This is a genomic window from Arthrobacter sp. EPSL27 (genome assembly GCF_001512305.1).
Taxonomy (GTDB): domain Bacteria; phylum Actinomycetota; class Actinomycetes; order Actinomycetales; family Micrococcaceae; genus Arthrobacter.
The window spans coordinates 1,158,786-1,182,158 of sequence record NZ_LNUT01000005.1; the positions used below are offsets into that span (position 1 = coordinate 1,158,786).

24 protein-coding genes are annotated in these 23,373 nt (G+C 67.7%); 10 read left to right on the top strand and 14 right to left on the bottom strand.

Annotated features, from left to right (window positions below):
- The first annotated feature begins 7 nt into the window (after positions 1–7).
- Positions 8–1,852, top strand: a complete 1,845-nt coding sequence (locus AR539_RS16285; protein WP_082699408.1) for an HNH endonuclease signature motif containing protein — start codon at positions 8–10, stop codon at positions 1,850–1,852.
- A 96-nt stretch (positions 1,853–1,948) separates the two neighbouring features.
- Here AR539_RS16285 and AR539_RS16290 read toward each other — a convergent pair whose 3' ends face one another.
- The 3 genes from AR539_RS16290 to AR539_RS16300 form a co-directional block, all read right to left on the bottom strand.
- Positions 1,949–3,520, bottom strand: coding sequence for a GH1 family beta-glucosidase (locus AR539_RS16290; protein WP_082699409.1), 1,572 nt, complete (start codon positions 3,518–3,520; stop codon positions 1,949–1,951).
- A gap of 112 nt (positions 3,521–3,632) precedes the next feature.
- On the bottom strand, positions 3,633–4,022 hold the full coding sequence (locus tag AR539_RS16295) for a hypothetical protein (RefSeq protein ID WP_066439223.1): 390 nt from the start codon (positions 4,020–4,022) through the stop codon (positions 3,633–3,635).
- A gap of 169 nt (positions 4,023–4,191) precedes the next feature.
- The gene (locus AR539_RS16300; protein ID WP_066440103.1) at positions 4,192–4,617 is read right to left on the bottom strand and encodes an Hsp20/alpha crystallin family protein; all 426 of its coding nucleotides are present in this window, start codon (positions 4,615–4,617) and stop codon (positions 4,192–4,194) included.
- Between the two features lie 165 nt (positions 4,618–4,782).
- Here AR539_RS16300 and AR539_RS16305 point away from each other — a divergent pair, with 165 nt between their 5' ends.
- A complete protein-coding gene (locus AR539_RS16305; protein WP_066439225.1) occupies positions 4,783–5,076 on the top strand; it encodes a MerR family transcriptional regulator in 294 nt (97 codons plus the stop codon).
- 49 nt (positions 5,077–5,125) lie between these two features.
- On the opposite strand, the gene AR539_RS16310 is transcribed toward AR539_RS16305, so the two are convergent.
- Positions 5,126–5,437, bottom strand: coding sequence for an MmcQ/YjbR family DNA-binding protein (locus AR539_RS16310; protein ID WP_066439227.1), 312 nt, complete (start codon positions 5,435–5,437; stop codon positions 5,126–5,128).
- A 72-nt stretch (positions 5,438–5,509) separates the two neighbouring features.
- Entirely contained in the window at positions 5,510–6,292 is a 783-nt protein-coding gene (locus AR539_RS16315; protein WP_066439228.1) for a phosphatase PAP2 family protein, read from the bottom strand.
- 100 nt (positions 6,293–6,392) lie between these two features.
- Between AR539_RS16315 and AR539_RS16320 the strand changes: the two genes are divergently transcribed.
- The 4 genes from AR539_RS16320 to AR539_RS16335 all read left to right on the top strand — a co-directional run bounded on the left by AR539_RS16320 (position 6,393) and on the right by AR539_RS16335 (position 10,797).
- The gene (locus AR539_RS16320; protein ID WP_066439231.1) at positions 6,393–7,490 is read left to right on the top strand and encodes a DNA alkylation repair protein; all 1,098 of its coding nucleotides are present in this window, start codon (positions 6,393–6,395) and stop codon (positions 7,488–7,490) included.
- Positions 7,491–7,622: 132 nt separating this feature from the next.
- Entirely contained in the window at positions 7,623–9,260 is a 1,638-nt protein-coding gene (locus AR539_RS16325) for a purine-cytosine permease family protein (RefSeq protein ID WP_231728638.1), read from the top strand.
- Positions 9,261–9,265: 5 nt separating this feature from the next.
- Complete coding sequence (locus AR539_RS19535) at positions 9,266–10,387, top strand: cyclase family protein (RefSeq protein ID WP_197410651.1); 1,122 nt, start codon at positions 9,266–9,268, stop codon at positions 10,385–10,387.
- A 200-nt stretch (positions 10,388–10,587) separates the two neighbouring features.
- Complete coding sequence (locus AR539_RS16335) at positions 10,588–10,797, top strand: hypothetical protein (RefSeq protein WP_066439235.1); 210 nt, start codon at positions 10,588–10,590, stop codon at positions 10,795–10,797.
- Between the two features lie 134 nt (positions 10,798–10,931).
- Here AR539_RS16335 and manD read toward each other — a convergent pair whose 3' ends face one another.
- The 7 genes from manD to AR539_RS16370 form a co-directional block, all read right to left on the bottom strand.
- Positions 10,932–12,161, bottom strand: coding sequence for a D-mannonate dehydratase ManD (manD, locus tag AR539_RS16340; protein WP_066439238.1), 1,230 nt, complete (start codon positions 12,159–12,161; stop codon positions 10,932–10,934).
- Positions 12,162–12,224: 63 nt separating this feature from the next.
- Positions 12,225–13,208 carry a sugar kinase gene (locus AR539_RS16345; RefSeq protein ID WP_082699410.1) on the bottom strand — a complete coding sequence of 328 codons (984 nt, stop codon included), beginning with the start codon at positions 13,206–13,208 and terminating at the stop codon, positions 12,225–12,227.
- Positions 13,205–13,885 carry a bifunctional 4-hydroxy-2-oxoglutarate aldolase/2-dehydro-3-deoxy-phosphogluconate aldolase gene (locus AR539_RS16350; protein ID WP_066440108.1) on the bottom strand — a complete coding sequence of 227 codons (681 nt, stop codon included), beginning with the start codon at positions 13,883–13,885 and terminating at the stop codon, positions 13,205–13,207. Before AR539_RS16350 ends, AR539_RS16345 begins: the two co-directional genes overlap by 4 nt.
- A gap of 5 nt (positions 13,886–13,890) precedes the next feature.
- Positions 13,891–15,039, bottom strand: a complete 1,149-nt coding sequence (gene dgoD, locus AR539_RS16355) for a galactonate dehydratase (RefSeq protein WP_066439240.1) — start codon at positions 15,037–15,039, stop codon at positions 13,891–13,893.
- A 7-nt stretch (positions 15,040–15,046) separates the two neighbouring features.
- A complete protein-coding gene (locus AR539_RS16360) occupies positions 15,047–15,958 on the bottom strand; it encodes a carbohydrate ABC transporter permease (protein WP_082699411.1) in 912 nt (303 codons plus the stop codon).
- Positions 15,955–16,920 carry a carbohydrate ABC transporter permease gene (locus tag AR539_RS16365; protein WP_231728639.1) on the bottom strand — a complete coding sequence of 322 codons (966 nt, stop codon included), beginning with the start codon at positions 16,918–16,920 and terminating at the stop codon, positions 15,955–15,957. Before AR539_RS16365 ends, AR539_RS16360 begins: the two co-directional genes overlap by 4 nt.
- Positions 16,921–17,032: 112 nt before the next feature.
- Positions 17,033–18,328 (bottom strand): ABC transporter substrate-binding protein, encoded by a 1,296-nt coding sequence (locus tag AR539_RS16370; RefSeq protein WP_066439242.1) that lies wholly within the window; start codon positions 18,326–18,328, stop codon positions 17,033–17,035.
- A gap of 141 nt (positions 18,329–18,469) precedes the next feature.
- On the opposite strand from AR539_RS16370, the gene AR539_RS16375 reads away from it, so the two are divergent.
- On the top strand, positions 18,470–19,252 hold the full coding sequence (locus AR539_RS16375; RefSeq protein ID WP_066439244.1) for a FadR/GntR family transcriptional regulator: 783 nt from the start codon (positions 18,470–18,472) through the stop codon (positions 19,250–19,252).
- 24 nt (positions 19,253–19,276) lie between these two features.
- Here AR539_RS16375 and AR539_RS16380 read toward each other — a convergent pair whose 3' ends face one another.
- Positions 19,277–20,308 (bottom strand): aldo/keto reductase, encoded by a 1,032-nt coding sequence (locus tag AR539_RS16380; protein WP_066439245.1) that lies wholly within the window; start codon positions 20,306–20,308, stop codon positions 19,277–19,279.
- Positions 20,309–20,318: 10 nt separating this feature from the next.
- Positions 20,319–21,191 carry an NAD-dependent epimerase/dehydratase family protein gene (locus AR539_RS16385; RefSeq protein ID WP_066439246.1) on the bottom strand — a complete coding sequence of 291 codons (873 nt, stop codon included), beginning with the start codon at positions 21,189–21,191 and terminating at the stop codon, positions 20,319–20,321.
- A 139-nt stretch (positions 21,192–21,330) separates the two neighbouring features.
- On the opposite strand from AR539_RS16385, the gene AR539_RS16390 reads away from it, so the two are divergent.
- The 3 genes from AR539_RS16390 to AR539_RS16400 all read left to right on the top strand — a co-directional run bounded on the left by AR539_RS16390 (position 21,331) and on the right by AR539_RS16400 (position 23,370).
- The gene (locus tag AR539_RS16390; RefSeq protein ID WP_066439247.1) at positions 21,331–21,795 is read left to right on the top strand and encodes a universal stress protein; all 465 of its coding nucleotides are present in this window, start codon (positions 21,331–21,333) and stop codon (positions 21,793–21,795) included.
- Between the two features lie 44 nt (positions 21,796–21,839).
- On the top strand, positions 21,840–22,547 hold the full coding sequence (locus AR539_RS16395) for a hypothetical protein (RefSeq protein ID WP_082699462.1): 708 nt from the start codon (positions 21,840–21,842) through the stop codon (positions 22,545–22,547).
- Positions 22,548–22,638: 91 nt separating this feature from the next.
- Entirely contained in the window at positions 22,639–23,370 is a 732-nt protein-coding gene (locus AR539_RS16400) for a hypothetical protein (RefSeq protein WP_066439250.1), read from the top strand.
- Positions 23,371–23,373 lie beyond the last annotated feature (3 nt).

Genomic DNA, 23,373 nt, shown 5'->3' on the forward strand with positions numbered 1-23,373 from the left:
TTGGGGTATGGAAAGCAGCGCGGCTTTTAGTACGGAAACCCGGGAGGCGGCGGGAGCCGTCGCCGAGTCCGCTGCTGCGCTGAATGCTCTTGTTGGAGCGGTTTCTTCCGGCTTGCCCGACGGCGGGTCCGGCCCGCTGTCAGGTGCCCATCCGCAGCCGGAGGGCGGTGTGCCGGTGGGTGCCGATCCGTTGCGGGAACGGGCGGATGCCTGTCTGGACGGTTTCGCGGAGCTGGCGCGGCTGGAGGCGCGGAGCGCGGCGCTGCGGGCCCGGATCACCGCGGAATATTTGGACGTGACCAAGGCATTGGCGGCGCCGGAACTGCCCAGCAGCGCGCAGGAGATGGCGGAGGTCGCGGAGGTCGCGTGTGCCATGACCGTCTCCGAACGCACCGCCGGGGCGCTGATTTCCGACTGCGTGGCGCTGACGGAAAGGCTGCCGCTGACCCTGAAAGCTCTGCAGGCCGGGACCCTCTCGTGGCAGCACGCCCGGATCATGGTGGACGAGACGGCGAATCTGGATGCGGCCGAGGCGGCGGCGCTGGAAGCGCACTTCCTGGACCCGTCCGCACCGGACCCTGCCCGGGGCTGCCCGGCCGGAGAACTTGTCCCGGGCCGGTTCCGCGCCAAGGCGCGTACCTGGCGGGAACGCCACCACCCGGTCAGCATCGAAACCCGCCACAAAAAGTGCGCGGCGGACCGGCGGGTCGAGTTCGTCCCGGACCGCGACGGGATGGCCTGGTTCAACACCTACCTCCCGGCCGACACCGCGTCCGCACTCTGGGCCCGGACCACCGCGGACGCCCGCGCCCTCCAACGCCCCGAGGAGCCCCGGACCCTCGCCCAGCTCCGCGCCGACGTCGCCGCCACCCTCCTCCTCACCGGCGACATACCTGGCCTGACCCCCGCCGAGGGGACCGGGACCGGCGGCGGCATCGCCTACGGCGACGGGCGTGACTCAGACGGCGGGACCGGGATCGGCGGCAGCCGGGATAACAGCGCCGGCAGTGCCGTTGCCGGGGGTGTGCCGGTGCCGCGGGCGCAGGTTCTGGTTACTGTTCCGGTGTTCTCGCTTCTGGGGGTGACGGAGGAGCCGGCGATGCTGGGCGGGTACGGGCCGATTCCGCCGTCCATGGCCCGGCGCCTGGTGGCCGGCGGCGCGGATTCGTTCCACCGGGTCCTGGTGGATCCGCGGGACGGGGCGCCGCTGGAGATCGGCCGGACCAGTTACCGGGTCACGAAGGCCCTGCGGCAGTGGTTGGGGCTGCGCGACGGCAAATGCTCGTTCCCCAGTTGCAACAATCATTCGCTCGACAACGAAGCGGACCACTTGCTGGCGTGGGCTGATGGCGGGACCACCGGGATCAGCAACCTGGGCCAGCCGTGCCGGAAACACCACCGCCTCAAACACACCACCGCGTGGAGGCCTGCCGGGGCCACGAGGACCAGCCCGCCGGGCTGGACCTCACCCACCGGGCGGACCTACCCCAGCGAACAACAGGACTGGGAACCACCCCAGTGGCCGGAAAACATCCCGCTCCCCGAAAAAATCCCGGAATCCGGCGCGCCCGTGAATGAAGGCTGGGCTGCCGATCCCGGTACGGACTGGGAACAATTCGCGGCTAGGTTCCCTGGCTGCGACCCTGGTGACCTGATTGAACCGGGACTACCTCCCGGCCCCGGATGGGGCGCCGACATGGAACCGCCTCCGGACCCGTTCGCTGACTCGTTTCAGTTCACCGCAGACCACGAATCTGAACCGGAAACGGACCCCCAGGATCCCGGATGGGATCCCGGCATGGAACCGCCCATGGATCCGTTCCCCGACTGGTACCAGTTCACCGCCGCTTGAGCAGGCGCGACACCAGCCCCGGGCAACCGAGGGAGGCCTGCGCCAAGCAATAGACCGCTAGGGACGACCTCCCCGCTCCAGTACGTGTGCGGAGTTTTAACCTGCCGGCTGGGGGTGCCCGGCGTCGGGGACTGACACTGCGTCGGGGACTGGCAAGGCACCAGGGACCGTCCCGGCGTCGGAATTTACTCCTGCGGCGCCGGCGGCCGGGGCCTCCGGCACCGACTCCCGGTGCCGGGCGGCGAGTACTTCCTTGAGCCAGTAGAACGAGGCCTTTTTCGTGCGGTGCTGCGTCTCGCGGTCAACGTGCAGCAGGCCAAACTGCTGCTTGTAGCCGCCGGACCATTCGAAGTTGTCCATCAGCGACCACACGTAGTAGCCGCGCAGGTCGACCGCTTCGGCCGCGCCCCCGGGGGAGGTCGCTTCAATGGCGGTGGCAATGTGGTCCGCCAAATAGCGCACCCGGCGCTCGTCCGGGATGATGAGCCCGCCGTCCGGGTCCTGGATCTCAAGGTCCTCGAAGCTGGCCCCGCCCTCGGTGATGTAGACCGGGGGAAGGTTGGGGTAGCGTTCGGACATTTCTCCGAGGGCGACGGCCATGTACTCCGGTTTGATGGGCCAGCCGTACGCGGTGATCTCCGTGTCCGGGAAGGACGCAATGTGGAACGGGGCCCCGGGCGCAGTGCCGCTCAGGTCATCCCCCATGGCCTCGGCCATCCCCTTGGGCACGGCGCCGTCGCCGGGCCCGGAGGCCACTCGTGTGGGCATGTAGTAATTGAGCCCGTAGAAGTCCAGCGGCTGCGAGATCAGTTCCATGTCCTCGCTGGACGGGCTGAATGAGGAGAAGAAGGTGGCGGCCCGGATGGTGTCGGGGTACTTGCCAAGCAGGACCGGGTCCGCGTAGAGCCTGTTCTGGGCCATGTCCATGAGCCCGGCACTGAGCTTGTCCAGCGGGTTGATCGAGGCGGGCACCATCGGGGAATAGACGTTGGTGATGCCGATTTCGCCGGGCACGTTGGCGGCCCGCAGCGCCTGGAGCGACAGGCCGTGGCCCAAGAGCTGGTGGTGGACGCTGGGGAGGGCCTTCAGCATGAGCGCTTCGCCCGGCGCGTGCATGCCCAGCATGTACCCGTTGGTGCTGACGGTGGCGGGTTCGTTGACGGTCACCCAGCGCGTCACCCGGTCTCCGTAGGCGGCCGCGGCGATCGCGGCGAACTCCCCCAGCCGGTAGGCCGTGTCCCGGTTCATCCAGCCGCCGGCTTCATCGAGTTCCAGCGGCGTGTCCCAGTGGTACAGGGTGGCCATCGGTGCGATGCCGTTGGCCAGCAGGAGGTCGATCAGGCGGTCGTAGAAATCAAGACCGGCGGGGTTGACCGGGCCGCTGCCGCCGGGCTGAATCCGCGACCAGGACAGCGAGAACCGGTACGAATCGATGCCCAGTTCCTTCATCAGGGCGACGTCTTCGGGCATCCGGTGGTAGTGGTCGCACGCCACGACGGGGCTGTGGTCCTCCACGATGGCTCCGGGTTTGGCAGCAAACACATCCCAGCCCGAGGGACCGCGGCCGTCCTCGTCCAAAGCGCCTTCGATCTGGAAGGCTGCGGTAGCTACGCCGAGGGTAAAACGCGGCGGCAGGAGGGAAGCCAGGTCCTTGGCGGAAGCTTTCATCAGGAGAGTCCCTTATGTAGTTTGGCAGTTGACTGATTTTAGGCCTCCGGCAGGCCCTGCGCCACGACGGCGCGCACGCCGGTCCTTGACCGACAAGCCACCCGCCCGGGGTTTAGAACGCCGTGGCCTCCGGGCCGAACAGGAACTCCTTCGCGTGCGCCACGGCCTTTTTGAAGGCATCGTTCCGCAGGGCCTGCAGCTGTTCCGCGTCGTCCGCGGCTGGTTCCAGATAGCTCGTGTATCCCGGCCGGAGCACCCAGATGTCGCCGGCGGGCGGCAGGTAGAACACGCCGAAGGAGCGGTGCTGGTTGTCATCGACGGTCCAGATGGGAACCACCGCGAGGGCTGCGCCGGTATCGACATTGATCCACTGGGCCCGCGGAAGTGGCGCCTCGTGGGCTTCCGGGTCGAGGAATGGGGCTGTGCCCTCACCCCACCGTGCCTCGAAGCGCTCGTGGAAGACCGGCATGAGATGTGAATCGTAGCGGCGCCATGCACTCATGGCCACCCTCCTTTGGTTGTGCTTAATGGGGCCTGTTGCACTGGTCAAGTCGGTGGGGGCAGGGGTCAATTCGGTGGGGGCAGCGCGGGACCCGTGGACGCCGGCAACGGCCGGCGCCGACGGGTCCCCCGCTGTCAGCGACGGGCGGGACGGCGGGCGTCCGCCGCCGCTATTGCCCGATCTCCTGCAGCCTGTCCTGGTTGTGCGTGATTTCAATCTTCCGCGGCTTGGCGCGCTCGTGCACCGGGATGCGCAGGGTCAGTACGCCGTCGGAGTATTGCGCCCTGACCTTGTCGGTGTCCAGGGTGTCGCCGAGGATCAACTGGCGGCTGAACACGCCGCGCGGACGCTCCGAGGCAACCAGCTCTACGTTGGGCGGCGTCGGATCGCGCCTCTCAGCCCGGACCGTCAGGACGTTGCGCTCAATATCAAGGTCCACCGAGTCAACATTGACGCCGGGAAGATCGAACGCGACCACGAACTCGCCGTCCTCCTGCCACGCATCCATCGGCATCGCAGCAGGCCGTGCCGCCGTCCCCAGAACCTGCTGGGTCAGCCGGTCCAGTTCGCGGAACGGGTCCGTACGCATCAACATCATTTCCCACTCCTTCACGTGAGAGCTTTGTAGTTTTTGTGTATCCACGTCCGGTTATCTGTGGTGGTGGATATAGATTTTTTATAACACCAGTGCCAGAATGATGCAAGAGGATTTTCGGGGAATCGCCGGGGGATGCGGTCGGAAGAGTAGGAGGGAGGACCTGTGGCAGATCGTGGCCAGGAGCTGGGCGTCTACGCGATTTCCGTGGTGGCGCAGCTGGTCGGGACCGGGCAGCAGAACATCAGGCTCTATGAGCGCAAGGGTCTCCTGACGCCGGACCGCACCGCCGGGGGAACGCGTCAGTACAGCAACGCGGACCTGGCCGTGCTGCGGCGGATCAACGAGCTCCTGGCAGAGGGGCTCAATCTCGCCGGGGTGGCCAAAGTGCTGGAACTGGAAGAGGCCAACGCCGGGCTCCGGAGCGAGTTGCAGCGCCTCCGCTCGCGCCGGACCTAGCGTCCGGAGCAAGGAGGCACCCGCGGCAGGAGTCACCCCGACCCAAGAGTCACCCGGGGGCCTTGCCCCCGGCGATGCGGTGGGATTCCATCAGGAGTTCGCCCAGTTCCTCGGTGCCGATCCGGTCCAGGCGCACCAGGACCAGCCGGGGCGAGCGTTCGTGGTGCGCCGTCCAGAAGTATGTGTCCGGATCCGTTCCGGCGAGAGCCTCGCGCTCCTCGGACTTGACCGTGAGCACCCCGTCGTCCCAGATCCGGGCCATGAGCGTGGCCGCGAACCAGGCGGGGCGGCCCCAGCTGGAGCGCTCCACCACGCCCGGCAGGGCCAGAGCCATGCGGCGGACATCCTCTTCGGTAGCCATGGCCCGACTGTGGCACCCGCGCCGGCCCAAGACAAGACAGTACGAGGTCCAGGCCCGGGCCCGGGCCGGAACCTAGGTCTGGCTGGTGTCGGCTTTCGAGAGCGTCCCGGTGATCTTCTCGCCGGGGATGCGGGCAGTCCGCCAGGTGTCCAGGGCGATCACGCCGCCCAGGATGACGAAGGAGATGGACAGGGAGGCGAAGGCGTCGGTCAGCCAGTGATAGCCAAGGTAGAGCCGGCTCACAGCAGCGAAGAAGATCCCCACGCCGGCCAGCGCAAAGCCGGCGACGGCGGCCATGCGGTTGCTGTGGCGGGAGAAGACCAGGTAGGCGCTGACCAGCAGGAAGTCGCACGCGCCCAGGACGTGGCCCGACGGGAAGGAAAAGGTGAAGTCGGCGCCGAAGAGCATCAGGTCCACGGGCGGCCGCTGGCGGTCGATGGCGCGCCCGATGACCTGGGCGAGGATGACACCGGTCAGCATGGCGCCAGCCAGGAGCATCGGCCGCCAAGCGTGCTTGGCCAGCAGCCCCCAGGCAACTGTCACCACCAGGATGATGATCGGCAGCGCCACGGGCCCGAAAACGATCGCAAGGATGATCATGATGGTCGTGAGGGGTTCGGACCGGAGCGTGAGTAGCCAGGAACGGACGGGTTCGTCACCCGCCGTCAGGCCGCCCTGCTGCAGGACGCTGGCAAGGATGGAGAAGAACAGCACGGCCCCGACGATCACGAGTCCGATTGCGATCAGGTACAGGTTCTTCCGGTCCCGCGCCTCCATGTAGCGTTCCTCAACCACGAACTTGTCGTGGAAAACCCGCCACCGGCCGGGCGACTTCCCGGTACTATCTTCAGCCATTCCCGCATCCGCCTTCTCGCCGTACCAGCACACTTCCTTTGTGAAGAATATCCCGGTTCCGGTGCGGCCGCCCTCCTACGGCGCCCGGTAGCCTGAGGCAATGGGCGCCATGAATGAACTGATCAACCCGCGTGTCGTCGAATCCCTCGCGCGGATCCTCGCCAAAGCCGCACCGGAGTGCCGGTTGGACCACCTTGCCAGCACAGCCGCGCAGCTTGATGATCTGAGCCTGCGGGAACGCACCGACCTCCTGAGCCACGCCCTGCTGGCCGACCTGCCCGCGGACTACACGGAGACGGCCGGCGTCTTCCGCCGCTCGCTGGCTGATCCGGACTTCACCGGCTGGATGATCTGGCCTGTCACGGAGACCGCATCCACGCTGGCTCTTGCCTCACCGGGGCAGTACGACGTCGAAGACTGCCTGGCGCTGCTCGCCGAACTGACGCCGCGGCTCACCGCTGAATTCGCCATCCGGCGCATCCTTGCCGCCGATCTGGACCGCGCCCTGGCTGTCATCCAGGGCTGGACCAGCCACCCGGACTGGCACGTCCGCCGACTGGCCACCGAGGGCACCCGCGCGTACCTGCCGTGGGCGATCCGGGTCCCGGAGATCACCCGGCGGCCCGCCGCCACGCTGCCCATCCTCTACGCCCTGTACCGGGATCCGGTGGAAGACGTCCGCCGCTCTGTGGCCAACCACCTCAACGACCTGGCCCGCCATGCCCCTGACGAGGTGGTCGCCACCGCGGCGCGGTGGATGGCCGCTCCGGATGAGAACACCCCCAAGGTGGTCCGGCACGGGCTGCGCACGCTGCTCAAGAAGGCCCACCCCGGTGCGCTGGAACTCCTGGGGTTCCCGCCGGTCACGATCGCCGTCACGCCGCCCCGACTGGAGCGCACCGTCGTCGAACTGCCGGGGGAACTCGGCTTCGACTTTGAAATCTCCAACCTCGGGCCCGCAGAGGCCCGGCTCGCCGTCGACTACGCGGTGCATTACAGGAAGGCCAACGGCACCCTCGCGGAGAAGGTGTTCAAGCTCGGGACGCCGGTCCTCGCACCCGGCGAGTCCAGGACGTTTTCAAAGCGTCATGCTTTCCGCCAGATGACCACACGGGTGCACCATCCCGGCGGCCACGCACTGCAGCTGCAGGTTAATGGAGTTCGTTACCCGGCAGAAGAGTTCATGGTGGTGACCTAGGCCGGCCCTGGCGGCATCACTAATCCGCGCGGGGAGCCCGTCCTTGCTGTGAGCCGATTCACAATGTAGCCTTCCAATCAACTTGTGATGCTTATTAAGCAACTCACTCTGATGAGCTGGATGGAGAAGACTATGTCCGAGGCACAGCACGGCACTGCCGCCCCCGATGGACCGAAGCGAGGCAAGGTCACCGAAGTGGAGACCTATGGCATCGAGCGGATCCCGGAGAAGGACCGCAACGCAAGTCCCTTCGACCTGTTCCGGGTCTCATTCGGAGGCGCCAACACCTTCGCTACGGCCTTCCTGGGTGCTTTTCCGATCCTTTTCGGCCTTTCCTTCTGGCAAGGCCTTGCCGCGACCGTCACCGGGCTGGTGGTCGGCGCCCTCCTGCTGGCCCCGATGGCTGTTTTCGGCCCCACCAACGGGACCAACAATGCTGTATCCTCTTCCGCGCATCTGGGCGTGCACGGCCGGGTTGTCGGATCGTTCCTGTCACTCCTGACGGCCACAGCGTTTTTCTCCATTTCCGTCTGGAGTTCCGGCGACGCCTTGGTCGGCGGCCTGAACCGGCTGGTGGGCCTGCCGCAGGAAATGGCTTCGTTCGCCATCGCCTACGGGGTCTTCGGGGTTCTGGTGCTCGCGGTCTGCGTCTACGGCTTCAAGTTCATGCTGCTCGTCAACAAGATCGCTGTCACGGCGGCCACCCTGCTTTTTGTCGTTGGCTTCATAGCGTTCGCTGGCGACCTGAACGTGAACTTTGTGGGCGCCTTCGGAACCGGATTCGACGGCGTGGGCATCGCAGGGTTCGTCCCAGCCTTCATCGGGGCCGCTTTGATCGTGATGTCCAACCCGATCTCCTTTGGCGCTTTCCTGGGCGACTGGGCACGCTACATCCCCTCCAGCACCCCCAAGCGCCGGGTGATGGGCGCCGCACTCCTCGCCCAACTGGCCACCTTGGTTCCATTCGTCTTCGGACTGGCCACGGCTTCCATCATTGCCACGAAGGCGCCGGAGTTCATGGATCCCGCGGCCCCCAACTACGTCGGCGGCCTGCTGGCTGTATCTCCGGCCTGGTATTTCGTGCCGCTCTGCGCCATCGCCCTCATCGGAGGAATGTCCACGGGCGCAACTTCTCTCTACGGTACGGGGCTGGACTTCAGCAGTGTCTTCCCGCGCTTCAACCGCGTGCAGGCCACCCTGTTCATCGGCGTCCTGGCCATCGCCTTCATTTTTGTCGGCCGCTTCGCATTCAACCTGGTGCAAAGCATCTCCACCTTCGCCACTTTGATCGTCACGTGCACTGCCCCCTGGATGGTGGTTATGATCATCGGTTTCATCACCCGACGAGGCTGGTACGACGCCGATGCCCTCCAGGTCTTTAACCGCCGCCAGACCGGTGGACGGTACTGGTTCAACCACGGCTGGAACCCCCGCGGAATGGTTGCCTGGCTGGTCAGCGCCGTGACGGGCCTGAGTATGGTCAACATTCCCGGCCAGTTCCAGGGCCCGCTCGGAAATCTGGCCGGGGGCTTGGATATCAGCCTGCCGGCATCGGTAGTGCTGGCCGCCATGCTCTACCTGAGCCTCCTGTGGGCATTCCCCGAGCCGCGCGCCGTGTTCCCGGCCGCGGGCCCACGCTGGATCCCGTCGAAAAACACAGCCGTGCCGCCGGTCTGCGACGCCGCAGGCAACGTTGTGCCGACGGATGACATCGGCACGACGGACCACGGCCGAGGTGACCGCGACGCGGAAATGGCGGTCCAGCGGTGACCTGGATGGATCTCAGCTTTCCGCTGGTCACCGGCATGCCCGTCTACCCCGGGGACCCCGAGGTCCTTATCAGTTCCGCCCTGACGGTGGCCGGAGAAGGCGCCAACGTGCTCTCCCTCGCCATCGGCAGCCACTCGGGTACCCATGTCGACGCGCCCCGTCATGTCAGCGACAGCTGGGCTTCCTTGGACGAACTGCCCCTCGAGGTGTTTAGCGGAACCGTCGAAATGGTGGATGTCCGCGGCGTGAAACGCGGGCAGCCCATTACCGCGGGCCATCTCGCGGAGATTGCCCCGGCCTCTGCGCCGGGCCCCGGCATGCCCGCGCGGCTCCTCCTGCTGCGGACCGGGTTTGCCGAGGCATGGGGAACCGGCGACTACCTGCAGCATCCCTGGCTCGACGCCGGAGCCGCTCAGCTGATCGTAGACCGCGGCTACCGTGCCGTGGGCCTGGACGCCCTGAGTGTGGATCCCAGCCCCCATCCAGGTTCAGCCGCTTCCGCGGCCGCCCACGGTTTCCCTGCCCACGACATTCTGGCTGGCAACGGCTGCATCATCGTGGAAAACCTCGCGGGCCTCCAACAGGTTCAGGACGCATTGGATTCGGGATCCGAGGTCGAGATCTTCCTCTTTCCGCTGAGCATCCCTGACGCCGACGGGGCACCCATCAGGGCCGTCGCCCGGACTGTGTCGGCCGCACAGCCGAAGGCGGCCGCCGCTCCCGGGGACGTCGACCTCACCCTGCGGGAGGTCCAGGACGCGGCGGAGGCCCTGATAGCGGCTTTCGCGCTCTGCGACACTGATTCCTACTTCGACGCCTTCAGCCCGGATGCCACCTTCATCTTCCACCCGGAAACGGAGAGCCCGGCCTCCCGGTCCGCCTACCGCGGCCTCTGGGACGGGTGGCTGGCATCGGGCTGGAAGGTGCTCGCATGCAGCAGCCAGGATCAGCGCATCCAGCTCCTCGGGCCGGCCGCGGTCTTCTCCCATCGTGTGGTGACGACGGTCCAGACCGACGCGGCAGGAGGACGCCATACGAGCGACGAACGGGAGACGATCGTGTTCAGGCGCGCCGCGGATGGCAGCGTCCGGTGCGTCCACGAACATCTTTCACTGTTCCCTGCCTGATCCGGAGCGCCCACACTCACCGCGGCGATCCGGCGGGAGCGTCACCGCAGGTCAGCGCCGCGGGGCCGGTTCCGGGCGGATTGCAGGTCCGGAAAACAGCGTTCAGGTACGGCGCGGGGATTTGACGGGCCCATAAATCTGACGTTATTGTCGCTTCAATTATTGGGGGAAGACGAGTCCACCCAAGAAAGAACAGAGCCATGAACACAACAACCGAGTGCATTGATATCCAGGTCGAAAGCCGTCAGGTCCTTGACGAACGGCTCGAAGACGCCGTACGGGGGCTCCAGCAGATCGCCATGGAGACCGGGACGCAGGGCATCCTGCTCACCCGCCACAAGCCCGGCCACTACACGGCGGCACTCTCAGACCAGGTCCCGTTCGGCATGACCCGGGAGCTCATTGACTGAGCCCTGACGGAGCGCACAGCTCCTTCAATCAGCACACAAAGCCAGGTCCCGGGCGGCGGAGCATCGACTCCCGCCCGGGACCTTTTTGTCACACGCCGGTGGAGCAGCCGTAGCCCGTCACCGGTTGTGGCGGGTTACCAGTCGTGGACGGTTCCGTCGACGAGGCGGTTGTAGGGCAGGTAGGCCTGCTGGTACGGGAACGCGGCAGCGGCTTCCTCGTTGAATTCGACGCCGATGCCCGGCTTGTCACCCGGGTGCAGGTACCCGTCCACGAATGTCATGGACTGCTCGAAGACCTCGTTGGTCTTATCCGAGTGCTGCATGTACTCCTGGATCCCGTAGTTGTGGATCGCCAGGCCCACGTGCAGCTGCGCGGCGAACCCGACCGGGGAAATATCGGTGGGTCCGTGGAACCCGGACTTGATCTGGTACTGCGCGGCGAAGTCCATGACCTTCTTCAACGGGCTGATCCCGCCGAAATGCGTCGACGCGGCACGGACGTAATCGATCAGCTGTTCCTTGATGATGCTCTGGTAGTCGTACACGGTGTTGAAAATCTCCCCGATCGCCAGCGGGGTGGTGGTGTGCTGCCGGACCAGGCGCAGCGCTTCCTGGTTCTCCGCCGGCGTGCAGTCCTCCAGCCAGAACAAGTCATAAGGCTCCAGCGCCTTGCCCAGCTTCGCGGCCTGGATCGGCGTCATCCGGTGGTGCCCGTCATGCAGCAACGGGATTTCCGACCCGAACTCATTCCGCACCGCCTCAAACACCGTGGGCAGGTGCCGCAGGTACGCCCGGGTATCCCAGTCCTCCTCCAGCGGGAACGCGCCCCGCCCGGCGGGCTCATAGTCGTACCGCTCCCCCGAGGCCTGCGCCTGCGCCGCGACCCCGTACACAGCCTTGATCCCCGGCACCGCCGTCTGGATCCGGATCGATTTGTACCCCAGCTCCAGGTGCTCCCGGACCGAATCAAACAACGATGGCAGATCCGCGCCCGAGGCATGCCCGTAGGCCCGCAAACCGTTCCGCGACGCCCCGCCCAGCAACTGGTACACCGGCATCCCGGCCATCTTGCCCTTGATATCCCACAACGCCATGTCCACCGCAGCAATCGCAGCCATCGTCACCGGACCCCGCCGCCAGTACGAGGACCGGTACAGGAACTGCCACGTATCCTCGATCCGGTGCGGGTCCTTCCCGATCAGCAACTGCGCCACGTGCTCCTTCAAATACGCGGCCACGGCGAGCTCGCGCCCGTTGAGGGTCGCGTCGCCGATGCCGGTGACGCCGTCCTCAGTGGTGATCCGCAGGGTCACAAAGTTCCGGGACGGGCTGGTCACAAAGACTTCAGCAGCAATGATTTTCACGGGTGGTCCAAGTCTTTCGGTGGTGGGCTTGAGGGGAAAGCGGCCGGAGCTTCCGGCCGGTGCTTAGCGCTGGGTGGTTCCGCTGGGCGTGGCGCCGAGCAGGGCGAGCTCTCCCCGGCGGGGCAGGCCCTCCCAGTCCCCGGTGGTGCTGACGGCGAAGGCACCCGCGAGGGCACCGCGGTGCAGGCGTCCGGCCGCGTCCTCGCCGTCGAGCAGGGCGGACAGGTAGCCGGCAGTGAAGGCGTCGCCGGCTCCGACGGTGTCGATGCTGGTGACGGGCACCGCCGGTGCTTCCCAGCGGCCGGCCGCGGTGTACACGCCGGCACCGGCGGCGCCGCGTTTGACCACGACGTCGCGGACGCCGCGGCCCAGGAGCTCGGCGGCCATGGCGGCTTCGCCGCTGCACCCCGGGCCGTCGTCACTGCCGGTGACTGCACCTTCGCCGGTGGCGACCAACCCGAGTTCGTCGTCGGAGGCGATGATGATGCTGGCATGCAGAGCCAGCGGGGTGAGGATGGCACGGGCCTCGTCGCGGGACCAGAGCTTGCTGCGGTAGTTGACGTCGAGGGAGACCTCCAGCCCTTCCCCGGCAGCCCGCGCGGCGGCGTACTCCACGGCGCGCCGCGCCTCCTGGCTGAGGGCTGCGGTGATGCCCGTCAGGTGCAGCACCCGGGCGCCGCTGCGGAAGGCGGCGTCGACGTCGTCCCGGCCCAGCGTGGAACCGGCGGAACCGGCACGGTAGTAGAACGCCCGGGTGACGTCGGCGGTGCGCTGCTCCAGGAACATCACCCCCGTGCTGCGGGCGGCGTCCTCACGGTGCTGCACCCCGATGCCCTCGCCCCGGAGCTGCCGCACGATGAACTCGCCGTGCGGGTCGGACCCGACGACGCCGGCCCAGGCCACCCGGTGGCCGAGCCGTGCGAGCCCCACCGCCACGTTGGACTCCGCGCCGGCCACATGCATGTGCAGTGTTCCGCCGGCGGACAGCGGCCCGGCGGAGCGCAGGGACACCATGGATTCCCCGAGGGTGAGGACGTCGGCGCTCACTGCGGGTGCCCCGCGGCGTCCGCCTCCGCGCGGGCGAAGTCTGCTGCCAGCGCCACAAAAGCGCCGGCCCGGGCACGCATCGGGGCAAGGTCCCCGCCGGAGGCGGAGTCGCCGAACAGCGGTCCGCCCAGGCCGACGGCCACGGCCCCGGCCTGCCAGTACCCTGTTGCCTCATCGATGCCCACGCCGCCGACGGCGATGAAGGGAATCCCCGGGAAGGGATCCCGGAGCGCCTTGAGGTAGCCGGGTCCGCCGATGGACGCGGGGAAGAGCTTCACCGCGGTGGCGCCGCGGGTCATCGCCTCGTACGCCTCGGTGGGTGTCAGGGCTCCGGCCAGGACCGGGATCCCCCGTGCTGCGGAGGCATCGATGGACTCGGCCAGCGCCGGAGTGACCATGAACTGGCCGCCGGCTTGGGCCACGAGGTCCACGTCCTGGGCGGTCAGCACCGTGCCCGCACCGACGAAGCAGCCCGCCGGGGCGGTGTCCCGGACGGTGCGGATCGCAGTGAGGGCGTCCGGCGTGGTGAGGGCGATTTCGACGAAGCGGAAGCCCTCCTCCATCGCCGCGAGGGCCGCTTTCGCGGCCGCGCCGCCGTCCGTGCCGCGCACGATTGCCACGAGCCGGGTCTCCCGGATTCCGGCGAGGAGAAGCTCGGGGGTCAGTTCTGTCGTCATGTCGTTCACCATTCTGCGAAAGCTCCGTCGGGGTGCCGCCAGACGGGCCCGCGCCAGGCGTGGCCCCGCTTGTCCGCGGCGCGGACCACGGCCTCGTCGATTTCGATGCCCAGGCCCGGGCCGGTCAGGCGTTCGATGTGCCCGTCCACGAACTTCAGCGGCGACTTGTCCACCACGTAGTCCAGGACTTCGGCGCCCTGGTTGTAGTGGATGCCGATGCTCTGTTCCTGGATCAGGAAGTTGGGCGTCGCGAAGCCCACCTGCAGGCAGGCGGCCAGCGCCAGCGGGCCCAGCGGGCAGTGCGGGGCGAGCTGCACCTCGTAGATTTCGGCGAGCGAGGCGATCTTGCGGACCTCCGTGATGCCGCCGGCGTGCGAAAGGTCCGGCTGCGCCACTGCAATGCCGGCCTGCAGCGCGGGAAGGAATTCCTGCCGGCTGTAGAGCCGCTCGCCGGTGGAGACCGGCGTCGTGGTGGACGAGGTGAATTCGCGCAGCAGGTGCGTGTTTTCCGGGACCACGGGCTCTTCGAGGAAGAAGGGCCGGTACGGTTCCAGCAGCGGCGCCACCCTTCGAGCGTTGGCGAGGCTGAAGCGGCCGTGGAAGTCGACGGCGACATCTCGGTGGTCCCCGAGGACCTCGCGGGCGGCGGCGACGCGGCGGACGACGCCGTCGAGCTCTGCGACGGAGGCCACCGGACTCATGCGGCCGCTGGCGTTCATCTTGACGGCGGTGAGCCCGACCTCCAGCTGGGCGCTGATCTGGTCGGCCACCTCGTTGGGCTCGTCGCCGCCCACCCAGCCGTACATCCGGATCCGGTCGCGGACATGTCCGCCCAGGAGCTGGTGGACGGGGGTGTTGAAGTGCTTGCCGGCGATGTCCCACAGGGCCTGGTCCAGCCCGGAGACGGCGCTGGCCAGGATAGGCCCGCCGCGGTAGAAGGAGCCCTTGGTCATGACCTGCCAGTGGTCCTCGATCCGCAGCGCGTCGTTGCCGATGAGGAGTTCGGAGAGCTGGTCGACGGCGGTGCGGACCGTTTCGCTGCGGCCCTCGCAGCTGGCCTCGCCCCAGCCGACGATCCCGCTGTCGGTTTCGATCCGGACGAAGAGCCAGCGCGGGGCGATGAGGAACGTTTCGATCCTGCTGATGAGTGTCATAGGAGGCCTAGCCCTTGGTTGCGCCGGCGGTCATGCCGGAGACGATGTACTTCTGCGTGAAGAGCGCAATGATCATGATCGGAACGGTGACCACCGTGGCGGCCGCCATGAGTCCGCCCCAGTCGATGCTGGCGTAGGAGACGAAGTCGAAGATCGCGACCGGGAGGGTCTTGGTCTTCGAGCCCGAGAGCACCAGGGCGAACATGAAGTTGTTCCACGAGAAGATGAAGGACAGGATGCCGGCCGTGGCCATGCCCGCCACGGACAGCGGCAGGGTGATGCGGCGGAAGGCGCCGATCGGGGTGAGCCCGTCCACCTGCGCGGATTCCTCCAGCTCCAGGGGCAGCGAGTCGAAGTAGCTCATCATGATGTAGACGATCAGCGGCAGCGCGACGAACATGTGGCTGAGGATCAGGACCTCGAAGCCGCCCACCATCTTCAGGTTGGAGAAGACGTAGTACCAGGGCACCAGCAGGGAGACGCCGGGGATGACACGGGCCATCAGGACCACCAGGGCGGAGCGGTGCATGGTGAAGCGGCTCATGGCGTAGGCCGCCGGGACGCCGAGGACCAGGGACAGCGCCGTGGAAACGAACGCCACCCAGAAACTGTTGAAGATGAACACGAAGTAGTTGTTGCGCTGCAGCACGTTCGCGTAGTTCTCCCCGGTGGGGGTGAAGAAGAACGATTTGCCGGTGTCGTAGATGTCCACGTTGGTCTTGAAGGATGCCAGGAGCATCCAGACCAGGGGCGCCACGAGGAACAGCACCACGGCCACCAGGGCGGCGACGCGGAACACCTTGTAGGCGCGGGTGCCCAGGGGCTTGCGGCGCCGCGGGTTCGGCGCCGCCGGGCCGGCCGTGCCGGTCCGGGGGCCGGTGACTTCTCGAGTTTCCGTGCTTGCGGTCAGTTCCGTCATTTGTTTGCCGCTTTCTTGCGCATGGTCAGCAGCCACATGGAGCCGATGATGATCATGAAGAACAGGATCAGCACGGCCGAGGACAGCCCGTACTGGTTGTAGTCGAAGCTCAGTCCGTAGGCGTAGACGTTCAGGGTCTCCACCTCGTGGAACGAGCCGCCGCCCTTGCCTTTGGTGGCGTAGAGGATGTCGAAGGTCTTCAGGGCGTCGATGCCCCGGAGCAGGATTGCAACGATCACGGTCGGCATCATGAGCGGCAGCGTGATGTAGAAAAAGCGCTGGAAGGAGTTGGCGCCGTCCATGCGGGCTGCCTCGTCAGGCTCCTCCGACAGCGAGGTCAGGCCGGCGAGCAGGATCAGCACCACCATGGGGGTCCACTGCCATACGTCCATGAAAATCGTGGTGCCCAGGGCGGTGTCCTGGCCGGAGAGCCACGGCTGCGGCGGGATGCCGACCATGCCGAGCAGCTGGTTGACGAACCCGATGTTGGGGTCGAAGATCAGCCGCCACATCATGCCCACTGCCACCGGGGTGGCGACGAGCGGGAGAAGGATCGCCACCCGGACCCACTTTTCCCCGCGGAACGGCCGCCACAGCAGAAGCGCGATGCACATGCCCAGGACCACTTCGCAGACCAGCGCCACCCCGGTGAAGGTCAGCGTGCGTCCTACGGCGGGCCAGAAGCGTTCGACGTCGGACAGGACCGTCACGTAGTTCTCAAAACCGACGAAGTCGGAGGCGGCCCGCACGGAGCCCTGCGAGTCCGTGAGGCTGAGGTAGAGGGTCCAGGCCAGCGGGAAGATGATCAGGACGCCGACGAAGACCATCGCGGGGGCCGCGAAAAGCCACTTGCGGTGCCGGTTGGCCCAGGCGGAGAAGTTCTCGCGGGCGCCGCGGGAGCCGGCGTTGCGGCCTGCGGGCGGCCGGGACGGCGCGCTGCGGGGAGGAGTCAAGACAGACATGGTTCACCTAAGGAGTCGGGGGTGAAGTGAAGAGCTGGCCGGGCGGGGCGGCGGCTGGTTTACCGCCCCGCCCGGGCCGGGGGCGCGGAGGGCGCGTGGTGCGCTGTCCGCGCTACTTCTTTTCGCTGTCCAGGAACTTCTGGAAAGCGTCGTGGGCGGTGTCAGCGGCGGCGGAAGCGTCGCCGCCGGTGATGGTTTCCACGATCGGGCCGCCTACGATTTCGCGGGCCTTGCCGACCGTGACAACCTGGGGACGGTCATGTCCGACGCCGTTCTTGGCGCTGGTGGCGATCGCCTCGGCCAGGTCGGCCGGGTAGGTGGACGTGCCGGCGGGGTCGGCCCAGACGGAGCTGCGGGGTCCGGGAACGCCGGCCTTCTGTGCTTCCAGGGTGCGCTCCTTGCTGGTGGCCCACTGGATGAACTTCCAGGCGTTGTCCTGGTTGCCGGAGGCTTCGTTGACGGCCAGGCCCCACGACGGGATGTTGTACGGCTTGGAGCCGGCAGGGCCGGCGGGCAGCGCGGCGAAGCCGACGGTGTCGGCCACCTTGGACTTGGCCGGGTCGGTCGCGTTCTTGTAGAGCGAGTCGGCCTCGGTGTAGAAAGCGGCCTTGCCCTGGGTGAAGATGGCCATTGCCTCGGGCCAGCTCATGTCGGTGCTGACGTTGGCCGGGCCGTAGTTCTTGATCAGGCCGCCGTAGAAAGCGTAGGCCTCCTTGGCTTCGTCCGTGTTGACTGCGGACTTGCCGCTGGCATCGGTGAAGTCGCCGCCGAAGCTGTACAGGAAGCTGGAGAACTGGGTGACGGCGGCGGACTTGCCGGTGCGGGCGACGAACCCTGCGGTGTCCGGCGAGGAAGCCTTGATGGCCTTGGCTGCCGCCTCGAGCTCTTCCATGGTCTTGGGCACTTCAAGGCCCGCCGCCTGGAGCAGGTCCTTGCGGTAGTAGAGCACTTCGCGTTCGGTGATGATGGGGACACCCACCACCTTGCCGTCAGCGGTGGTGGCCTTGACCGGGCCCTCCTGGTAGTCCTTCCAGTCCCAGGTGCTGTCCGAGGAGACCTTGGACGTCAGGTCTGCCAGGTAGCCGTTCTGTGCGAACGCCTTGCCCTCCTGCAGCGGGCGGTACATCATGACGTCGATCTCGTCGCTGCCGGCGTTGAGCTTGACGTTGTACTGGTCCGAGAGCTGGTCTTCACCGAGCTGGGTGAGTTCAACCTTGAGGCCGCTGGACTTCTCGAATTCCGGGATGGCTGCCTTGATGCCCTCGGTCCAGACGTGGTTGGCCAGGGTGACCCGGACGGTGCCGGCGGCCTTGGCATCGCTGCTGCCGCTGCCACCGCCGCAGGCGGTGAGCCCCAGAGACAGGGCTGCGGCAACGGCCGCGTACTGCATGATCGAACGTCGCTTCATTACGACTCCCTTAGGTTCTTCAGGGCCGGACGTTCCAGTCCAGCCGGCCGCAAATGCATCTTTACATCTGCTCTGGAAGCGATCTTAGAGAAATAAAGCATACTTAAACAACCCCTTGTGCACCGCCAGTATGATTTATTCATGAAAACCCCAAAGGCGGAGTCCTCGGCTGACCTGCATTCCGTGCTGGTCCAGAAGCTGGGACTCGCTATTGCCGAGGGGACCCTGGCGCCGCACTCGATCCTGCGGCTGGACGAACTCGAGGCGCAGCACGGCGTATCCCGCTCGGTGGTCCGGGAGGCCACGCGGGTGCTCTCCTCCAAGGGCATGCTGGAATCGCGCCGCCGGCTGGGCACGGTGGTGCAGCCGGAAGACTCCTGGAACGCCTACGACCCCCAGGTGATCCGCTGGCGGCTTGCCTCGTCCCGGCGGCTGGAGCAGCTGCAGGCCCTGAACGAACTCCGCGGCGCGGTGGAACCCCAGGCCGCCCGGCTGGCCGCCGAGCGGGCCTCCCTGGATGCCGGCAGCGATCTGGTGTCCCAGGCGGCACGGCTGTGGGCGGCAGGCCAGCGCGGGGACAACGACGAATTTCTCCGGCTGGACATCGAATTCCACGCCGCAGTGCTCAAGGCTTCCGGAAATGCCATGTTCTCGCAGTTGCACAGCCTGGTCACCGAGGTCCTGACCGGGCGCACCGAGCATGGCCTGATGCCGCACCTGCCGGACCATGAGGCGCTGCAGCTGCACGTTGATGTGGCCAGTGCCATCCAGCGCGGCGAGGCAGCGGCAGCCCACGCCGCGATGAGCCGGATTGTGGAGCAGTCCACCGAGGAAATGGGTGATATCTGGTCCAGCCACCACCAGCCGGCCGCACCGGAAAGCCGGCGCGGAGTCACTTCGCGCCCATCTCCGGCCGTGGGATAGGCGCGAAGTGACCCCGCCTTGCTTTCAGCGTCCGCCGCTGAGCTTCCGGCTCCGCTGCTCCCGGGCCAGGGGGCCGTACGGGTAGACGCCGACGCGCGGCCGGCTCACCTCGTCCAGCCGTATCAGTTCACCCTCCGTGAGCTGCAGTTCCGCGGCCGCCATGTTGTCGGCCAGTTGCCCGGTGCTGCGGACACCCAGAATCACCGAGGACACGGCCGGCTGTTCCGCCAGCCACGCCAGGGCCACCTGCGCCGCGGAGGCCTCGTGGTGCCGGGCGATCTCGTGCACCGCGTCCACGATGTCCCAGGTCCGCGGGTCGGCATTACGGGCTTCCCAGGCCTCCATGCCGCGCTCCGGATTTTCGCCCAGCCGGGTCGCCCCGGCCGGCGGCTGGTTCCGCTTATATTTCCCGGAAAGCCAGCCCCCGCCCAGCGGGGACCAGGGCAGCAGGCCGATTCCGGCGTCGAGCGCGGCCGGCACTATCTCGGACTCGATCTCCCGCACCAGCAGGCTGTACTGCGGCTGCAGCGTCACCGGCCCGTTCCAGCCGCGGGCTCGCGCCACGTGGACGGCTTTGGTCAGCTGCCAGCCCAGGAAGTTCGAGAAGCCGTAGTAGGCGATTTTCCCGGCCGCGACTGCGTCCTGCAGAAACCCGAGGGACTCCTCCAGCGGCGTGACGGGGTCCCAGGCGTGCAGCTGGTACAAATCGATCTGCTCGACGCCGAGGCGCCGCAGCGAATCGTCAAGGGCGCGGTTCAGGTGCCGGCGCGAGTTGCCGACGTCGTTAGGCGCCGCGCCCATCGGGAACCGGCCTTTGGTGGCCAGCAGCACACGGCCGCCGGCCTCCGGGCGTGCCGCAAGCCAGCGGCCGATGATCTCTTCCGAGGCCCCGGAGCTGTAGACGTCAGCGGTATCGATGAAGTTGCCGCCCGCCGCGACGTAGCCGTCGAGGATCGCGTGGGACTCTTCCTCAGTGGCTTCGGCGCCGAAGGTCATGGTGCCCAGCGCATAGGCGGACACCACTGCGCCGCTGGTGCCAAGGGTGCGGTACTGCATAACCGCCTCCTCAGTCTTCGGTGGGAGTGGTGCGGAGCGGGTGGTAGTTCCGCCAGCTGTGCTCCGGCGCGTAGCCAAGCAGCCGCTTGGCCTTGTCGATCGACAGCAGGGTCTCGTGCTCGCCGAGCTCCTTCGTCACCGGGACGCCGGGGAACACCTCCGCGGCGAGGCTGGCGCTGGAGCGGCTCATCACGGTGTCCGCGTTGGCGATGATGAAGGCCTCGAAGCCCGGGGTGCCGTGTTCCAGGGCGCGCGCCACCGCTTGCGCGCCGTCCCGGCCGTCAATGTAGCCCCACAGGTTCCACTTGCGCAGCCGCGCGTCGGCGTCGAAGCCGGGGAATTCCTCGTAGTCCTCCGGGTCCATGACGTTGGAGAAGCGCAGCCCGGTAATGCTCAGTTCCGGATCCCAGCGGGTGAGCTGGACCGCCATCTGTTCCTCGAGGTGCTTGACCAGGGAGTACGTGCTTTCCGGCCGGGCCGGGTATTCCTCGTCCACCGGGATGTAGGGCGGGTCGACGTCGAACGGCAGTCCCAGCACCGTCTCACTGGAGGCGTAGACAATCTTCTTGATCCCGGCCCGGCGGGCCGCCTGGAACACGTTGTACGTCGCCTGCATGTTGTTCTCGAACGTTGCGGCGTCCGGGGCAAGGCCAGGGGCCGGGATCGCGGCCAGGTGCACCACCGCATCAAGACCGGAGTGCCGGTCCTCCAGGCCCAGGAAAACATCCACCACCTGCCCGTAGTTGCGCAGGTCCACCTCGGCAAACCCGGGCTCGCGCGTGCCGGTACGGTCCAGGCTGGTCACCTCGTGGCCGTCCTGCCTGAGCCGGCGGACCACAGTGCGGCCCAGTTTTCCGTTTCCTCCGGTAACAGCGACTCTCATCAGAACTCCTTACGACGGCGGGGGTTTGTTCCACCCTAGGGGGCGGGCGGCTGCAGTGCACGGCCCGGGGCAATGGTGGCGCGGCGCCGCGTGACTTTTGGCCCTAGGCGCTGCCGGCTGTCCCGGGCAGGCTGGGGCCATGAACGCTGACCAGCGGGTAGTCGTGGGCGTGGACGGTTCGGATTTCTCGACGACGGCGCTGCGGCTCGCCGGGCGCATGGCCGGAAGCCTGGGCGCGCCGCTGGAGGTGGTGACGTGCCTGGGCACGTCGGACCACTTCCTCGCCTCCCATCTGCCCGAAGAGAGCTCACCCACCACCACGCAGCTGGAGGAGACGGCCAAACGGCTTGTCGATGAGTCCCTGGACCGCGCCTTCGGCGGCGCCGTTCCGGAGGGACTGACCCGCACCGTGAAGTTCGGGTCCCCCGCCAAGGTCCTGGTGGAGGAGAGCCGCGATGCGCAACTGCTGGTGGTGGGCCGCCGCGGCCGCGGCGGTATCCTCCCGCAGGTGATGGGCTCGGTCAGCGGCGCCTGCGTGGCCCACGCCCACTGCCCGGTGCTGGTGGTCGGAGAAGGTACGGACAATCCCCAGGCTCGCGGGTGAACCGCCGGCCGGTCCCGGAACCACCGCAGGGAACGGGCCGCACCATGGGCCGGACACGTCGGCCGTCTTCCCTCCGCGGCCCCGCGGCGGCCCTTGCCGCTGCAGCCATCGCCGCCGGCTACGTCCTGGCCGCCCGGCCCCGGCTGCTCCGCTGGGGTGCCACCGCGCAGGAGGCCGCCGGGCCGCTCCCGGGAGACGAGCTGGTCCGGGTGCCACGGATGCAGAGCACCCGCGCCGTCACCATCAACGCACCGGCCTCGGACGTGTGGCCCTGGCTGGTCCAGCTGGGTTCAGGGCGCGGGGGAATGTACAGCTACGACGTCCTGGAGAACGCGGCGGGCCTCGGCATGGTCAGTGCCGACCGGATCCTGCCTGAGTTCCAGCAGCTCGACGTCGGCGACGCCATTCCGCTGGGCCGCGGCCTCGCGATCCCGGTCCGGCGGCTGGAAGCCGGGTCCGTGCTGGGTCTTGGCGGCACCATGGATCCGCGCACCGGCGGCCCCGTCCCGGCCGGAGCCGCTGCCGGCGGACCCCGGCTGCAGTGCGGCTGGACGTTTGTCCTGCAGCCGCTCGGTGCCCGCACCACGCGGCTGCTGTCCCGGACCCGGTACGACTATGCGCCGCTGCCCCTGGGGCTGCTCCTCCGGCCGGCGCTGGAACCCCTGCAGTTCCTGATGGAACGCCGGATGCTGCTGGGCATCAAGTCCCGGGCCGAGGGGCACGGGCCGCACCAGGGCCGCGCGGGTGCGTGACCTAGTGCCCTACGTCGGCCGGCTCCTGCCGGTCTAGCGTTAATGACTGAGGGCGGTGGCCGGCCGCCCGCCGGATTCCGGGAGGTCAACGGTGAAGTCCGCCAAAACCAGCATCATTGCCGGTGTCGCCCTGATGGCAGCCGGTGTGCTCCTGCTGCTTGATCTGCTGGGGATCCTCGACAGCGCAGCCCTCGTGTGGCCGCTGATGTTCGCCGCAGCCGGGACCACCTTCCTGGTCCTGTTCTTCCGCCGCCGCGACAACTGGTGGGCAGCGATTCCCGGCTCGGTGTTCTGGGGACTGGCCGCGGTCATCCTGATCACCCAGCTCTGGCCCGGCCCTGCGGCGCACTGGGCCGGGGCCTTCCTGTTCCTGTTTATGGCCGCAGGGTTCGCCGCGGTCTACGTGCGCGAACCCGCCAACTGGTGGGCGGTGATCCCCGCCGGGGTGATGCTGACGCTGTCCTTCGTGGTGGCCCTTCCGCCGGCCTGGCAGGGCATGGCGGTGGCTGCGGTCCTGTTCCTGGGCCTGGCCGCCACGTTCGCGGTGTTGTCACTGATACCCGTCCGGCCGGAGCACCGCCCGGCCCAGCTGGGCAGCGTTCCCAGCGACCCCGGGGATGCCGTGCCGGCAAAGATGAAGTGGCCGCTGATCCCAGCCGCGGTCTTGGCCGTGTTGGGACTGATTTTCGCCCTGCAGGCCACGGCACTGCTCACCGCGAGCGAATTCTTCGTTCCGGTGCTCCTGGTGCTCGCCGGGGTGGCGCTGCTGGTCTACGCCTACCGCCACCGCACCGGCGGCCACCACAACGTGCACGGGGCCTAAGGG